The sequence below is a fragment of the Pseudomonas sp. BNK-15 genome (assembly GCF_047456105.1).
GTDB classification, from domain to species: Bacteria; Pseudomonadota; Gammaproteobacteria; order Pseudomonadales; family Pseudomonadaceae; genus Aquipseudomonas; species Aquipseudomonas putida_E.
In genome coordinates, this window is record NZ_CP179898.1 from 990,246 (window position 1) to 1,006,365 (window position 16,120).

At 64.8% G+C, this 16,120-nt stretch carries 13 protein-coding genes; 12 read left to right on the top strand and 1 reads right to left on the bottom strand.

Translation table 11 applies throughout. From position 1 onward, the window contains the following. Positions 1-63 precede the first annotated feature (63 nt). The 6 genes from ACMGF5_RS04470 (at position 64) to ACMGF5_RS04495 (ending at position 7,066) form a co-directional block, all read left to right on the top strand. Positions 64-1,497 carry a TolC family outer membrane protein gene (locus ACMGF5_RS04470; RefSeq protein WP_115273901.1) on the top strand — a complete coding sequence of 478 codons (1,434 nt, stop codon included), beginning with the start codon at positions 64-66 and terminating at the stop codon, positions 1,495-1,497. Beyond that, positions 1,494-3,662 carry a type I secretion system permease/ATPase gene (locus ACMGF5_RS04475; protein ID WP_237859878.1) on the top strand — a complete coding sequence of 723 codons (2,169 nt, stop codon included), beginning with the start codon at positions 1,494-1,496 and terminating at the stop codon, positions 3,660-3,662. The genes ACMGF5_RS04470 and ACMGF5_RS04475 overlap by 4 nt, the downstream gene beginning before the upstream one ends. Further along, a complete protein-coding gene (locus ACMGF5_RS04480; RefSeq protein ID WP_046784507.1) occupies positions 3,659-4,843 on the top strand; it encodes an HlyD family type I secretion periplasmic adaptor subunit in 1,185 nt (394 codons plus the stop codon). Before ACMGF5_RS04475 ends, ACMGF5_RS04480 begins: the two co-directional genes overlap by 4 nt. Before the next feature lie 183 nt (positions 4,844-5,026). Beyond that, on the top strand, positions 5,027-5,926 hold the full coding sequence (locus ACMGF5_RS04485; RefSeq protein ID WP_046784508.1) for a chemotaxis protein: 900 nt from the start codon (positions 5,027-5,029) through the stop codon (positions 5,924-5,926). Positions 5,927-6,023: 97 nt separating this feature from the next. After that, a complete protein-coding gene (locus ACMGF5_RS04490) occupies positions 6,024-6,335 on the top strand; it encodes a hypothetical protein (protein WP_046784509.1) in 312 nt (103 codons plus the stop codon). Then, positions 6,332-7,066: a YkgJ family cysteine cluster protein gene (locus ACMGF5_RS04495; RefSeq protein WP_115273898.1), complete on the top strand. Its 735-nt coding sequence runs from the start codon at positions 6,332-6,334 to the stop codon at positions 7,064-7,066. Before ACMGF5_RS04490 ends, ACMGF5_RS04495 begins: the two co-directional genes overlap by 4 nt. Positions 7,067-7,148: 82 nt before the next feature. Here the strand turns inward: ACMGF5_RS04495 and ACMGF5_RS04500 are convergent, their stop codons facing one another. Beyond that, complete coding sequence (locus ACMGF5_RS04500) at positions 7,149-7,421, bottom strand: hypothetical protein (protein ID WP_414157592.1); 273 nt, start codon at positions 7,419-7,421, stop codon at positions 7,149-7,151. Between the two features lie 479 nt (positions 7,422-7,900). Here ACMGF5_RS04500 and ACMGF5_RS04505 point away from each other — a divergent pair, with 479 nt between their 5' ends. The 6 genes from ACMGF5_RS04505 to ACMGF5_RS04530 all read left to right on the top strand — a co-directional run bounded on the left by ACMGF5_RS04505 (position 7,901) and on the right by ACMGF5_RS04530 (position 16,116). Then, entirely contained in the window at positions 7,901-9,064 is a 1,164-nt protein-coding gene (locus tag ACMGF5_RS04505) for an efflux RND transporter periplasmic adaptor subunit (RefSeq protein WP_046784511.1), read from the top strand. Next, complete coding sequence (locus ACMGF5_RS04510) at positions 9,061-12,153, top strand: multidrug efflux RND transporter permease subunit (protein ID WP_414157593.1); 3,093 nt, start codon at positions 9,061-9,063, stop codon at positions 12,151-12,153. Before ACMGF5_RS04505 ends, ACMGF5_RS04510 begins: the two co-directional genes overlap by 4 nt. 9 nt (positions 12,154-12,162) lie before the next feature. Continuing rightward, complete coding sequence (locus ACMGF5_RS04515) at positions 12,163-12,837, top strand: heavy metal response regulator transcription factor (RefSeq protein WP_012316198.1); 675 nt, start codon at positions 12,163-12,165, stop codon at positions 12,835-12,837. After that, positions 12,812-14,224 carry a heavy metal sensor histidine kinase gene (locus tag ACMGF5_RS04520; protein ID WP_115273895.1) on the top strand — a complete coding sequence of 471 codons (1,413 nt, stop codon included), beginning with the start codon at positions 12,812-12,814 and terminating at the stop codon, positions 14,222-14,224. The genes ACMGF5_RS04515 and ACMGF5_RS04520 overlap by 26 nt, the downstream gene beginning before the upstream one ends. A gap of 131 nt (positions 14,225-14,355) precedes the next feature. Further along, complete coding sequence (locus ACMGF5_RS04525) at positions 14,356-14,577, top strand: hypothetical protein (RefSeq protein ID WP_115273894.1); 222 nt, start codon at positions 14,356-14,358, stop codon at positions 14,575-14,577. Between the two features lie 204 nt (positions 14,578-14,781). Then, positions 14,782-16,116 carry an OprD family porin gene (locus ACMGF5_RS04530; protein ID WP_115273893.1) on the top strand — a complete coding sequence of 445 codons (1,335 nt, stop codon included), beginning with the start codon at positions 14,782-14,784 and terminating at the stop codon, positions 16,114-16,116. Positions 16,117-16,120: the final 4 nt, after the last annotated feature.

Sequence of the window (16,120 nt, forward strand, 5' to 3'; positions counted from 1 at the left end):
GGCCGCAGTAACCCGCCGGGCGCCATGCCCGGCGGCAAGGACGATCAGCAGTAAGGGAATCATGTGAAGCGAAGCAGTCCGCTGTCACCGCTGTTGCCGGGAGCCGTCGCGCTCCTGTTACTGATTTCAAACCCGGTTGCCCAGGCAGCCGATGACATAGACCCTTCGCTGCGCACCATCGGGCCGTCACTGCTACGCGATGCCCCCGATGCCATCCCTGCCCGCCCCCCGGCGGGCCAGGCCGCCAATAATGGCGACCGGCTCGGGCTGGCCGAGGCGGTGCTGGCCGCTGCGCAGTGGCACCCCAGCATCGCTGAAGCCATCGGCAACCTGTACAAGCAAGGCGAAGGCATCAACGTGGCCCGCGCCGGTTACTACCCACAGGTTTCCGGCGGTATCCGCACCGGCTATGACAGCGGGTATGGCGGCGACCGCAGCAGCCAGGCGCTGAACCTGTCGCTCAAGCAGATGCTCTACGATTTCGGCAAGGTCGACAGCGCTGTCGACGCGGCCCACGCTGCCGCCGCCCGCGCCCAGGCCAACATCCTGCTGGTGGTCGACGACCTGGCCCGCGATACCGCCTACGCCTGGATCGAAACCCGCCGTTACGAGCAGCTCATGGTGATTGCCCGCGAGCAGATCAAAGGCGTTGGCGATATAGCCGGCATGGCGCGCCAGCGCAGCGACATGGGCGCCAGCACGCGCTCCGACGTGGTCCAGGCCGAGTCCCGGGTGGAAGGTGCCCGCGCCACCCTGGAGGAGTATCAGGCCCAGTACGAACGGTGGCGCTCGACCCTCGCCGCCCTGCTCGGCCGCGTCGCACCGCCGGCCCTGGCCGAAGAAACGCCCCCCGAACTCAACCAGGCCTGCAAGCGCCCACCGCAAGCCGACGACCGCCTGCCTGCAGTGCTCATGGCCCTGGCCCTGCGCGCGCAATCCAAAGCCGAACTGGCACAAGCCAAGGCCGAGGCCTACCCGACGCTGTCGCTGCAGCCGCAGGTCAACCACTACCTGGACAACGACTACGACCGCGACAACAACCGCCTCGACCGAACCCAGGCGGGCATCTACCTGAACCTGGAAGTGCCGATCTACCAAGGCGGCGCCATCAGCGCCCGCAGCCGCGCGGCCGGGCATGCCCTGACCGCCGCTGACTCCGCCGAAGACGCCGCACGCCTGCAGGCCCGCCGAGGGCTGGCCGAAGCCATGGCGCAAACCTCGGGGCTGGGCCGCCGGCTGAGTTCGCTCAAGGCCCGCCAGGCCAGCATCAAAGAGGCACGCATGCTCTACGGCCGGCAATACCTGGACCTGGGCACGCGCCCGCTGCTCGACCTGCTCAATGCCGAGCAGGAAATCTACCAGTCGCGCTTTGAACTTGCCGGCACCCGTTCCGACCTGCTGCGCCTGGATGTCGACTGCCTGTACAACACCGGCGCCCTGCGCATGGCCTTGGGCCTTGAAGGGCGCAACCTGCAAGGGGTGGAGATCGAGCCATGAACGATACCGTCAACCTGAGCCAAGCCACGCAGCAGCAAAACCCGGAGCAGGCTATCGTCCATCGGCCGGACCTTGGCCCGTGGCTTGAAGTCATGCTGCAGGTCGCCCACCACTACCGGCTGGATGTATCACCCCAGCGCATTCGCCTGGCGGCCGTGGAAGATGCCCGGCCGCTGGATGAAATCCTGCGGCACATGGCGCGCCAGGCCGGCCTGTCGCTGCGCTTCGTGCGTTTCGATGCCAAAGCCCTGCGGCAATGGCGTACACCACTGGTGCTGGAGCTCGATGATGGCCAACTGGCTGTGGTCGAAGCCGTGACCGAGGACAACGAGCTGGCCGTGGTGTTCGCCGGCGACCAGAGCCTGACCTCGCGCCTGCCCCGCGAAGCGCTCGAAGGGCGCATCAACCGCGTGGCACTGATGCGCCCGGCACGGCCGTTGCGCGATGTGCGTACCGACGACTACACCGCCCCGTACGACCGCCACTGGTTCGCCCGCATCGTCCTGCGCGACCTGCGCCCGTATGGGCAGGTGATGGTCGCCTCGCTGGTGGCCAACGTGTTGGCCCTGGCTGGCGTGCTGTTCTCGATGCAGGTGTATGACCGGGTGATCCCCGCCGAATCGCTGCCCACGCTGTACGTGCTGTTCGGCGGTGTGGTGCTGGCGCTGGTGTTCGACTTCAGCATGCGCCTGCTGCGCCTTAAGGTTACCGACCTGCTCGGCAAGCGCGCCGACCTGCGCGTGTCGGACCTGGTCTACGGCCATGCCCTGCGCCTGCGCAACTCGGCACGGCCGAAGTCCACCGGCTCGTTCATTTCGCAGTTGCGCGAGCTGGAGTCGATCCGCGACCTGATCACCTCCAGCACCGCCACCGCGCTGGCCGACCTGCCGTTCTTCCTGTTGTTCCTGTTCGTGTTCTGGCTGATCGGCGGCGTGCTGGTGTTCATCCCGCTGGTGGCTCTGCTGGCCATGCTCCTGCCTGGCTTGCTGGCGCAGCGCCGGCTGGCACGCCTGGCCAATGCCTCGATGCGCGAGTCGTCACTGCGCAACGCCATGCTGGTGGAAAGCGTCCAGGGCCTGGACGAAATCAAGGCACTGCAGGCCGAAGCGCGCTTCGAGCGCCAGTGGAACCAGTACAACGCAGCCTGCGCGCATACCAACCTGCGCTTGCGTACCCTGACCAACGGCCTGGTGACCTGGACCCAGAACGTGCAAGGCGCGGTGTTTGCCGTGGTCATCGTCATCGGCACGCCGATGGTGATTGCCGGCGACCTGACCACCGGTAGCCTGGTGGCCGCCTCGATGCTGTCCTCGCGGATGATGGCGCCGCTGGCGCAGCTCACCCATGTGCTGACCCGCTGGCAGCAAGCCAAGGTGGCACTACAGGGCCTGGACAAACTGATGCAGTCACCGGTCGACCACCCCGAAGGCGAAGCCCGTGTGCACCTGCCGGCCATCCGCGGCGAGTACCGGCTGCGCCAGGCCAACTTCCGCTACGACCCCGAGGCACCACCGGTGCTCAACATCGGCCAACTGGACATCCGGCCGGGCGAACGCATCGCCGTGCTGGGGCGCAACGGCGCCGGCAAGTCGACCCTGCTGCAGGCGCTGGGCGGTGCCATGGACCTGGTGCAAGGCGAGGTCACGCTCGACGGCATTGCCCTGGCCCACCTGGACCCGGCCGACCTGCGCCGTGACGTCGGCTTGCTGGCGCAGTATGCGCGGCTGTTCCACGGCACCCTGCGCGAAAACCTCACCCTCGGTGCCGGCCAGGCCAGTGACCAGGAACTGGTGGCCGCGCTGGCCGCCACGGGCGCACTGGACTTCGTGCGCCGGCTGCCCAAAGGCATGGACCACCTGATTCTGGAAGGTGGCCTGGGCCTGTCCGGCGGGCAACGCCAGGCACTGGTGCTGGCACGCCTGCTGGTGCGCCAGCCGCAGGTACTGCTGCTGGATGAACCTACCGCCTCGCTGGACGACACGACCGAGCGCAAGCTGCTCGATAACCTCGACCGTTTCTGCCAAGGCCGCACCCTGGTGATCGCCACTCACCGTTTGAGCGTACTGCAACGGGTCGAGCGGATCATCGTGCTCGATGGCGGGCGCATCGTCATCGACGACAGCCGTGACGCCGCCCTGGCCAAATTGCAAGGAGCGCAGGCATGAGCAACCATGAACTCCCCGCGTCCTACCTGGATGGCCAGGATGACCAGGCCGTGCTGCGCGCAGGCCGCGTCATCACCGTGTGCGCGCTGATGCTCGCCGCGTTCCTGGCCTGGGCCGCCTGGTTCGAGGTCACCGAAGTCTCCACCGGCACCGGCAAAGTGATCCCCAGCTCCCGCGAGCAAGTGATCCAGTCGTTCGAAGGCGGCATCGTCGCCGAGATGAACGTGGCCGAAGGTGACCTGGTCGAGCGCGGCCAGGTGCTGGCCCAGCTCGACCCGACCAAGACTGCCTCCAGCGTCGGTGAAAGCGAGGCCAAGTACCGTGCTGCCACGGCCAGCGTTGCGCGCTTGCGCGCCGAGGTCACCGGCAAGCCGCTGGCCTTCCCCGACAGCTTGCGCGATTCGCCGGACCTGATCGACGCCGAAACCGCGCTGTACCAGACCCGCCGCCGCGGCCTGGAACAGACCCTGGCGGGCATCGAGGACTCGCTGCGGCTGGTGCGCAGCGAACTGCAGATCACCGAAAACCTGGCCAAGATGGGCGCCTCCAGCCGGGTCGAGGTGATCCGCCTCAACCGCCAGCGCTCGGAGCTCGAGCTCAAGGCCAACGAAGCGCGCTCCGATTACCTGGTACGCGCCCGCGAAGAGCTGGCCAAGGCCAGCGCCGAAGCCGACAGCCTCTCGGAAGTGGTCCGCGGGCGCAGCGATTCGCTGTCACGCCTGACCTTACGCTCGCCGGTGCGCGGCATCGTCAAGGACATCGAGGTCAACACCCTGGGCGGGGTGGTACAGCCCGGTGGGCAGGTGATGAAGATCGTGCCGATGGACGAACGCTTGTTGATCGAGACGCGCATCGCCCCCCGGGACATCGCCTTCATCCACCCCGACCAGGCGGCCAAGGTGAAGATCAGTGCCTATGACTATTCGGTGTATGGCGGGCTGGAGGGCAAGGTGGTGGGCATCTCGCCCGATACCCTGCAGGATGAGGTGAAACCGGAGATCTATTATTACCGGGTGTTTATCCGTACCGAGCAGGACAGCCTGCAGAACAAGGCCGGCAAGCGCTTTGCGATCGTGCCGGGGATGATTGCCACGGTGGATATCCGCACGGGCGAAAAAACCATTCTCGATTACTTGATCAAGCCGCTTAACCGGGCCAAGGAGGCCTTGCGCGAGCGCTAAGGGCCGCTGCGCGGCCATCGCCGGCAAGCCGGCTCCCACAGAAACTGCACAAGCCGTTGGCGCACTGGTGACCTTGTAGGAGCCGGCTTGCCGGCGATAGGGCCAGCAAAGGCTGCCGCCAAGTTAAAGCCCAGCCCGAACAGGCCGATAACCGGTTATCCCCTGTCTTCCATGAAGGTCACCATGGCCACGCAAAATGCCCGCGCGGACGCGTTGTCCCTGCTGCTGTTCACCCTGCGCAGCGGCAAACTGATGGCAATCAACCTGCTCAAGGTCAGCGAGATCATCCCTTGCCCACCGCTGACCAGGTTGCCCGAATCGCACCCCCACGTGAAAGGCGTGGCGACCCTACGCGGCAACCCGCTGTCGGTGATCGACCTGTCGCGGGCCATCGGTGAACGCCCGCTCGCCGACCCGGACGGTGGCTGCCTGATCGTCACCGAGATCAGCCGCTCGCGCCAGGGCCTGCATGTGCAGGCAGTGAGCCGCATCATCCACTGCCTGAGCACCGACATCAGGCCGCCGCCCTATGGCTCCGGCACCCGCTCGTTCATCACCGGCGTGACCCGTGTCGACAATACCTTGGTGCAGGTGCTGGACATCGAAAAGGTGATCCATGCTATCGCCCCACCGGAGCCGGAGCCCGCACCGGGCAAGCTGAACGAAGAAGACGCCAGCCTGTTGGCCGCCGCCAACATCCTGGTGGTGGACGATAGCCAGGTGGCGCTGCAACAGTCGGTGCACACCCTGCGTAACCTGGGCATCGACTGCCACACCGCACGCAGTGCCAAGGATGCAATCAACGTGCTGCTGGAGCTGCAGGGCACTGCGCAGGAGATCAACATCATCGTCTCCGACATCGAGATGTCAGAGATGGACGGCTATGCCTTCACCCGTACCCTGCGCGAAACCCCGGACTTCCAGCACCTCTACGTGCTGCTGCACACCTCGCTGGACAGCGCGATGAGTGCCGAGAAGGCCAGGTTGGCGGGGGCCAATGCCATCCTGACCAAGTTCTCCTCACCGGAGCTGACCGATTGCCTGGTGGTGGCGGCGCGCACGGTAGTGTTTGCAGAGCGATGAAGGCCGTGCTGTCATATTCAGCGACAAACTCCCTGGCCTGTTGCCGGGGATGCCTCGGTCATACTTCGCCCCCCTCGAACGTTTCACGGTATTGCGTATGAAGTTTTTCAGCTCTCTTCTGATCGCCTGCGCCCTTTTCAGCGGTGTTGCCCAGGCCTCCAGCAGCCAGGCCTGGAACGAACAACGCCAGCAGATGCTCAAGGCCTGCCTGGCCGCCAGCCAGTTCAAGGACGCCCATGCCCGCGGCAAACCTGCGGAGTTCGATGACCAGGTCGGCTTCAGTGCCCTGGTCATCGAAGGGGTGTATCCACAAAAGCACATGCAGCAACGCACCGGCTCCGAGCTGTGCCTGTACGACCGCCAGCACCAGCGGGCCTTCGTCAGCGAATGGAACCCAGACGCCACGTGAACGACTCTCTGCGTTTTGCCTGTACCGGCTGCGGCAAGTGCTGCACCGGCCACCATGTACCACTGACCCTGGCCGAGTCGCGCCAGTGGGCGGCATCCGGCGGCCAGGTGGTGGTGCTGATCGAAGCCTTTGTGGAGGATGGCCCGGGGATGCCGGCAGACCAGCGTGAGCATGTGCTGCGCCGCTCGCACCCGGTGCCTTGCGGTGACAGCGAGGTACGGGTTTCGGTGACCTTTGCCGCGTTCAACCCCGGGCGCTGCCGCAACCTGGACGAAAACGACCTGTGCACCATCTACGAGAGCCGGCCGCTGGTCTGCCGCATCTACCCGGTGGAAATCAACCCGCATATTCCGCTAAGGCCAGAGAACAAGGACTGCCCGCCCGAGGCTTGGGAGCAAGGGCCTGAGCTGATTCATGGCTCGTTACCGGTGGACCCGGCGCTGCTGGCACTCGTGCAGGCGTCCCGGCAGGCAGATCGTGATGACATCGCGGCCAAGGTTGCTGTGTGTCAGGCCTTGGGCATGACCATCAGCGCGCTCAAGGGCAATGGCTTCACGGCCTACCTTCCAGACATGGGCGCCTTGGCGGCGGCGCTGGCGGATGTACCGGCACCGCACCATGCGCCGTGGGCGCTGCACGTGCAGGACACCACCCTGCTGGCCAGCCTGCAGGCGCAGGGCTTGCAGGCTGGCGACACGCCTTCGCAGTACTACGCCTTCATCGGTTTCTAGCAAAGCCAGCACCAAATCCCGGCGATCTCCCTGTGGGAGCCGGGCTTGCCGGCGATGGGCCGCAAAGCGGCCCCACAACCGCTCAAGCGCTGCGGTTCATGCCCATTTCCATGTCGTTGATCAGTGCTTTGGCCATGGCACTGAGAATGCGTGCCGCACTGCCTGCGATCATGTTGCCCTCCAGCGCGTAGCGATGGTCTTCGGCTTCGGTGTCGAGGTAGAGCTGGCTGGTTTTGCAGAGGCAGTCCATCAGCGCAGCAGCGTGAGACCTGGCGTCTTCGGGGGAGAGGTCGGCGATGATTGTGATGTAAGGGATCGGGAATGAGTTCGGTGGATCGGGAACGATTTTTTTCATGATGACTTTCCTGAAGATGCTATTGGAAAGCGACCACCTTGTTCTTCTCACGGATTGGGTGGCAGCCGTACGCGAGGTGAGAAGACCGCGTCCAGGAACCGCGGCCCGGACCGAAGCCCGCACACGCACGGCTGCCATGAAAAATGGCATCCTGGATACAGCTGCGGCTTCTCACGGCCGCTCGCCGTTGTGGCGAACCGTGAAGTTATCGCTGAAACAGTTCCCCGCCTATCAGACGCCATCCGACAGAGGGCGTAGGATAATTCGTCATGGCTTCGCTCTTGAAGCATCTGGTTTCAGATTCAGAATCTTCTTACGAATCAAGGGGAGCAGAGGTATGAATCGGTCAGGGTCGCGGTAGGGCTGCCAACTGCCCCCAACCTGTCAGCGCTGTCAGCCAGCTGTCACGCTGCCGACCCGGTCACAGCGCTATAAGCTTCAATAACCGCCCCCTCCTCTTGGCCAAGGTGCCCGCGCCGATGCGACGTCCTACCCGCCCTCTCCTGCTGGCCGCCACCGCCCTGCTCGCCCTTGCAGCACTGGGCATCTGGTATGGCCAGCGCCAGGAGGCGCCGGTTGCGCGCGCCCAAAGCGCCGTTCCGGTGCGCGTGGTCAGCGTTGCCCAGCAGGACGTGCCGCGCTACGCCAGCGCCATCGGCTCCGTGCTGTCGCTGCACAGCGTCGAAATAAAACCGCAGGTCGAAGGGGTGCTGACCCGGGTACTGGTCAAAGAGGGCCAGTGGGTCAAGCAAGGCGACCTGCTGGCCACCCTGGACGATCGCAGCATCCGCGCCAGCCTCGACCAGGCCCGCGCCCAGCTCGGCCAGAGCCAGGCTCAAATCCAGGTGGCCGGCGTCGACCTCAAGCGCTACCGCCTGCTCAGCAGCGATGACGGCGTGTCCAAGCAGACCCTCGACCAGCAACAGGCGCTGGTCAATCAGCTGCAAGCCACCGTAAAAGGCAACCAGGCCGCCATCGCCAATGCCGAAGTCCAGCTCTCCTACACGCAGATTCGCTCCCCCGTCACCGGGCGTGTCGGCATCCGCAACATCGACCCCGGCAACCTGGTGCGCGCCAGCGATACCCAGGGCCTGTTCAGCGTGACCCAGATCGACCCCATCGCGGTCGAGTTCTCCCTGCCGCAACAGATGCTGCCAACCCTGCAGGGCCTGCTGAAGGCGCCCACGCCCGCATTGGTGCAGGCCTACATGGACGCCGATGGCGAAAGCAACCTGCTGGGTGAAGGCCACCTGGCCCTGATCGACAACCAGATTTCGGCCAACACCGGCACGGTGCGGGTCAAGGCCGAGTTCGACAACAAGGACGGCCGGCTGTGGCCGGGGCAACTGGTGACCATCCGCTTGCGCACTGCCGTCCAGGAGAATGCCCTGGTGGTGCCGCCGCCAGTGGTGCAGCGCGGCGTCGACGGCCACTTCGTCTATCGCCTGGACGGTGACCAGGTCACCAGTGTGCCGGTCAAGGTGCTGTACCAGGACAGTGGGCTGAACATCATTGCCGGGGTCAAACCGGGCGAGCGTCTGGTGCTCGATGGCCAGTCGCGGCTCAAGCCCGGCTCGCGCGTGGAGGTCACCCCCAACGCACCGCCGCCGTCGGAAATGGCCGGCCGCCGGAGCCAGCCATGAATAGCCGCAACAGCGTGTCGGCCTGGTGCATCGACCACCCCATCGCCACGCTGCTGCTGGCTTTCGCGCTGGTGCTGCTGGGTGTAATCGCCTTTACCCGATTGCCCGTGGCGCCCTTGCCGGAAGCCGACTTCCCGACCATCCAGGTCTCCGCGCAACTGCCTGGGGCCAGCCCGGAAACCATGGCCTCTTCGGTGGCCACGCCGCTGGAGGTGCAGTTCAGCGCCATCCCCGGCATGGCCCAGATGACCAGCAGCAGCGCACTGGGCTCGACCACCCTGATCCTGCAGTTCACCCTGGACAAGAACATCGACACTGCCGCCCAGGAGGTCCAGGCGGCCATCAACACGGCTACCTCACGCCTGCCCCAGGACCTGCCCAACCCGCCGACCTGGCGCAAGGTCAACCCGGCCGACAGCCCGGTGCTGGTGCTCACCGTCAGCTCCGCACAGATGCCCGGCAACGACCTCAGCGACTATGCCGAGACCTTGCTGGCACGCCAGTTGAGCCAGATCGAAGGGGTCGGCCTGATCAACATCACCGGCCAGTTGCGCCCGGCCATCCGTGTGCAGGCGCAGCCGGAAAAGCTCGCCGCCATGGGCCTTACGCTCGCCGACCTGCGCCAGGCCATCCAGCAGACCAGCCTGAACCTGGCAAAGGGCGCCCTGTATGGCGAGCACAGCGTGTCGACCATCGCCGCCAACGACCAACTGTTCCACCCCGAGGACTACGCCAGGCTGATTGTCTCTTACCGCGACGGCGCCCCCGTGCACCTGCAGGACGTGGCCAAGGTGATCAACGGCGCCGAGAATGCCTACGTCAAAGCCTGGTCCGGCAACCAGCCGGGCCTGAACCTTGTGGTGTTCCGCCAGCCTGGCGCCAACATCGTCGACACCGTGGACCGCGTGCTCGGCGCCTTGCCCAAGCTGCAGGAGATGCTGCCGGCCTCGGTCGAGGTGTCGGTGCTGCAGGACCGTACCCAGACCATCCGCGCGTCGCTGCATGAGGTGGAACTGACCCTGATCATCGCCGTGGCCCTGGTGATCGGGGTGATGGCGCTGTTCCTGCGCCAATGGTCGGCCACCCTGGTGGTATCCAGTGTGCTGGGCGTATCGCTGATCGCCACCTGCGCGCTGATGTACGTGTTCGGTTTCAGCCTCAATAACCTGACCCTGGTGGCCATCGTCATTGCTGTCGGTTTTGTGGTGGACGACGCGATCGTGGTGGTGGAGAACATCCACCGCCATCTGGAAGCCGGCGAAGACAGCCGCACGGCGGCGCTCAAAGGGGCAGGCGAAATCGGCTTCACCGTGGTGTCGATCAGCTTCTCGCTGGTTGCCGCGTTCATTCCGCTGCTGTTCATGGGCGGCGTGGTGGGCCGGCTGTTCAAGGAGTTCGCCCTGACCGCGACAGCAACCATTCTGATTTCGGTGGTGGTGTCGCTGACCCTGGCGCCGACCCTGTGCGCGCTGTTCATGCGTCGCCCGCCCACGGAACATCACGGCGGCTTCGGGGACCGGCTGCTGAAGTGGTACGAAAAGGGCCTGGACCGGGCGCTGGCCCATCAGCGCCTGACCCTCGGCGTGTTCGGCCTGACCCTGGCCCTGGCGGTGGCGGGTTACGTGGCCATCCCCAAGGGTTTCTTCCCCCTGCAGGACACCGGTTTCATTCTCGGCACCACTGAAGCAGCAGCGGATGTGTCATACCCGTCGATGATCGACAAGCACCTGGCACTGGCGAAAATCATCGAAGCCGACCCCGCCGTGAGGGCCTTCTCCCATTCGGTAGGGGTTACCGGCAGCAACCAGACCATCGCCAACGGCCGTTTCTGGATCGCCCTCAAGCCCCGCGGCGAGCGCGATGTTTCGGCCAGCGAGCTGATCGACCGGCTGCGCCCGCAACTCGCGCAGGTGCCAGGCGTGGTGCTGTACATGCGGGCCGGCCAGGACATCAACCTCAGCTCCGGCCCGTCACGTACCCAGTACCAGTACGTGCTCAAAAGCAACGACGGCGTCGCCCTCAACCTGTGGACCCAACGCCTGACCGAGCGCCTGCGCGAAAACCCGGCGTTGCGCGACCTGTCCAACGACCTGCAACTGGGCGCCAGCGTTACCCGCATCGACATCGACCGCCAGGCTGCGGCCCGTTTCGGCCTGACCACCACCGACGTCGACCAGGCGCTGTACGATGCGTTCGGCCAGCGGCAGATCAGCGAATTCCAGACCGAGACCAACCAGTACAAGGTGATCCTGGAACTGGACGCGCAACAACGCGGCAAGGCCGAAAGCCTGAATTTCTTCTACCTGCGCTCGCCCCTGAGCAACGAAATGGTGCCGCTGTCAGCCTTGGCGCATGTCGCCGCGCCCAGCACCGGGCCGCTGTCGATCAGCCATGATGGCCTGTTCCCGGCCGCCAACCTGTCGTTCAACCTGGCCCCCGGCGTGGCCTTGGGCGATGCGGTGGCGATCCTGGAACGCACCCAGCGCGAACTGGGCATGCCCGACTCGATCAGCGGCAGCTTCCAGGGCGCGGCGCAGGCCTTCCAGAGTTCGCTGTCGAGCCAGCCGTGGCTGATCCTCGCCGCACTGGTGGCGGTGTACATCATCCTTGGGGTGCTCTACGAGAGCCTGGTGCACCCGCTGACCATCATCTCGACCCTGCCTTCGGCGGGCCTGGGCGCGTTGCTACTGCTGTGGGCCATGGGCCAGGACTTCAGCATCATGGGCCTGATCGGCGTGGTGCTGCTGATCGGCATCGTCAAGAAGAACGGCATCCTGCTCATCGATTTCGCCCTGGAAGCCCAGCGCCGCCATGGCCTGACGCCCGAGCAGGCGATTCACCAGGCCTGCCTGACGCGCTTTCGGCCGATCATCATGACCACCCTGGCCGCCCTGCTCGGCGCGGTGCCGCTGATGTTCGGCTTTGGCGCCGGTGCCGAGTTGCGCCAGCCGCTGGGTATCGCTGTGGTCGGCGGCCTGCTGGTCAGCCAGGCCCTGACGCTGTTCACCACCCCGGTCATATACTTGGCCCTGGAGCGCCTGTTCCATCGCCGCCAGGCCGCCAGTGCGGTCGTGCCGAGTACCCACTGAGACAAGACCATGCGTGTGCTGATCATCGAAGACGAAGAGAAAACCGCTGACTACCTGCATCGCGGCCTGAGCGAGCAAGGCTTTACCGTCGACCTCGCGCGGGACGGCATCGACGGCCTGCACCTGGCGCTTGAAGGTGACTATGCGGTGATCGTGCTTGATGTGATGCTGCCGGGCCTGGATGGCTATGGCGTGCTGCGTGCCTTGCGTGCGCGCAAGCAGACGCCGGTGATCATGCTCACCGCCCGCGAGCGTGTCGAGGACCGCATCCACGGCCTGCGCGAAGGTGCCGACGATTACCTTGGCAAGCCGTTCTCCTTCCTTGAACTGGTCGCCCGCCTGCAGGCCCTGACCCGGCGCAGCGGCAGCCACGAGCCGCTGCAGGTGCAGGTCGGCGACCTGTGGATCGACCTGATGGCGCGCAAGGCCAGCCGCGGCGGCCAACGCCTGGACCTGACCGCCAAGGAGTTCTCGCTGCTCAGCGTGCTGGCCAGGCGCCAGGGCGAAATCCTCTCCAAGACCGCCATCGCCGAGCTGGTCTGGGACATCAACTTCGACAGCGACGCCAATGTCGTCGAAGTGGCCATCAAGCGCCTGCGCGCCAAGCTCGACGGGCCATTCGACAACAAGCTGCTGCATACCATCCGAGGCATGGGCTATGTCCTGGAAAACCGTGCCGGTTAACTCCATCGCACTGCGCCTGTCGGCGCTGTTCATCCTGGTGGCGATGGGCGTGTTCCTGTTGATCGGTTCGGCACTGTACCGCCAGGTCGACCACAGCCTGGACATGCTGCCGGCGGCCGAACTGGACGCCCGCTTCAGCGTGCTGGAATCCACCCTCAACCGCTTCGGCACACCGGAGCATTGGGCAAAGATCAGCAACAAGCTCAACCTGCTCAGCGAGGAAGACAAACGCATCCGCTTCTGGGTGGTCGGCAGCGACCCGGCGTTCGAATATGGCCACCCCAGCGAAAGGGTACGCGCATTCGCCGAGGGCCCAGAAGGGATGCGCGACCTGCGCCTGCCTGACCGGCCCTACCCTTACAAGGTGCTGGTCAGCGAGTTGCCGGCCCTGGCCGCTCGCCCGCCACTGCGCTTTCTGATCGCCATCGATACCGAGACCTTCTGGCAGGCCCAGCACAGCCTGCTGGTGGCCATCGTCGGGCTGGCGGTGCTCGGAGTGCTGCTGGCCTCGGTGCTCGGCTACTGGGTGGCGCGCATTGGCCTGCGCCCGTTGCTGGCGCTGTCCAACGAGGCGCAGGCCTTGGCCCCCCCGCGCCTGGATGGCCGCCTGCAAACTGTCAACCTGGCCCCGGAACTGGCGCAGTTCGCCGGTGCTTTCAACGCGGCGCTCGATCGGGTCAGCCAAGCCTATTCGCAGCTGGAAGCGTTCAACGCCGACGTTGCCCACGAACTGCGCTCGCCGCTGACCAACCTGATCGGCCAGACCCAGGTCGCCCTCACCCGGGGGCGCAGCGCCGAACACTACTTCGAGGTGCTGCAATCGAACCTGGAAGAACTTGAACGCCTGCGCAGCATCATCAACGACATGCTGTTCCTCGCCAGCGCCGACCAGGGCAGCAAGGCCACCGCCCTGACCCAGGTATCGCTGGCCGACGAAGTGGCCACCACCCTCGATTACCTCGACTACATCCTCGAAGACGCCCAGGTCAGCGTCACTGTCAGCGGCGATGCCCAGGCCCCCATCGAAAAAGCCCAGCTGCGCCGCGCGTTGATCAACCTGCTGAACAATGCCGTGCAGCACACCGCGCCGCACCAGGTGATCCGCGTGCATATCGATGCCGGGCCGGAGCAGGTCAGCATTGCCGTGAGCAACCCCGGGCCGGCTATCGATGACGATCACCTGCCACTGCTGTTCGAGCGGTTCTACCGGGTGGATGCGGCGCGCAGCAACAGTGGCGGGGGCAACCATGGGTTGGGGCTGGCCATCGTCAAGGCGATTGCGCTGATGCATGGGGGCGAGGTTTTTGTGCGCAGCGAGGCGGGTGCCAACACCTTCGGCATTCGCCTGCCAAACGCTCAACTGCAGGGGTTTGCGGCGAAGATCTAGTGTTTTTCGCAGGGATAGTTACCTTTTGCGCAACAGTGCTTATCGCGCCCGGTGCTGTTTCCAAGGCAATGAAGAGACTAACTTTAGCCCTGTCTCCATTAGCACTTGCACCGCAAGAAGGTAGTTTCAACATGTCCAACAGTATGGGTATTGCCAGCGTTTTCGTTCTGTCTTCCCTGTTGTTGTCGCCCCTGGCCATGGCCGAAGAATCCCCGGCTTTCGTCGCCCGTAATGCAGAGCTTGCAGCTGTTCACCAGGAAGCCCGCGAGGCCGTAGCGCACAAGGCCGACGCAGGCAAAGATGCAGAACAGACAGCTTCCAAGGTTTCCCTCGACGCCAATGCCGAGAGCTGATCGCGCAACGATGCCGCTCCCGTTTCCCCCCGGCTACACCATGGGCACCGCCGGTGCCGATATGTTAGCCTTTTAAAGCCGCTGCCGATCAGCGGCTTTTTTTATGTGCTTTGACGATCAGCCCGGCCGTTATTTCTCTAACAAGAAAGTTGCACATTCAAAAATAAAAACTGCCCCACCGTCAGACCAAAGGAGCTAGTACCGGTGCCTTCCGCGTTTCGTGTTACCCCGCTGTTCATTGCATTGACCGCAACGATGCCTTTCGCCGCCCAGGCAGATGAAGACAAGGCTGATGGCTTCATCGAAGGCTCGTCCTTCAACCTGCATTTTCGTAACGCCTACTTCAACCGCGACAACCACAACAGCGGCGTGCGCGACACCCGCGAGTGGGGCCAAGGCGCGGTTGCCCGCTTCGAGTCGGGCTACACGCCAGGCGTAATCGGCTTTGGCCTCGATGCGCACGCCATGCTGGGCTTGAAGCTCGATGGCGGTGGCGGCCATGCCGGCACCAGCATCCTGCCCGAACACGTGAAGGACAACGGCGAACTGGGCGCAGCCCCGCACTCGTTCTCCACCGCAGGCGCGGCGGTCAAGCTCAAGGCCTTCGACACCGAACTCAAAGCCGGTGACCTGTTCCTTACCAACCCGGTGATCGCCGGCGGCGAAACCCGCATGCTGCCGCAGACCTTCCGTGGCGTCAGCCTGACCAACACCAGCATCGACGGCCTGCTGCTCGAAGGTGGCCAGGTCAGCTTCACCAAGCCGTACAACCAGAGCGGCCACCGCCGCATCGACACCTACTACGGCTCGCTGGATGAGCACGACAAAAGCAAGCATCTGAACTGGGCTGGCGCGTCGTGGAGCGGCACCGAGAACATCACTGCCAACCTTTACGCCGCCGAGCTGAAGGATATCTGGAACCAGTACTACGCAGATTTCGACTACACCTACGTGGTCAACGACCTGGTCAGCCTCAACCCGGGCGTGCACTTCTACCACACCCAGGACACCGGCCAGGCGTTGCTGGGCAAGATCGACAACAACACCTACAGCGTGCACTTCACCGTCAACGCCGGCTACCACAGCGTTACCGCCGCCTACCAGCGGGTCAATGGCGACACGCCGTTCGACTACATCAACCTGGGCGACAGCGTGTACCTGGACAACTCGCGCATGTACTCGGACTTCAACGCACCCAACGAGCGTTCGTGGAAGCTGCAGTACGGCTATGACTTCGCCGGGCTCGGCATGCCAGGGCTGAGCACCACCGTGTCGTACTCGCGTGGCGAGGCGGACCTGACCAAGGCTGACCAGAACAACACCCACTACGACTACTACCGCGCCGATGGCAAGAACGCCCAGCACTGGGAACGTGACCTGGACGTGAAGTACGTGTTCCAGGAAGGCGACTTCAAGGACCTGTCGGTGCTGGTGCGCTATGCCGTACACCGCGGCAGCCAGGGGTATGCGTCGATCGACAACAACAGCGATAACGACGAATTGCGGGTGATCGTCGATTATCCGTTGAACGTGTTCTGACCTG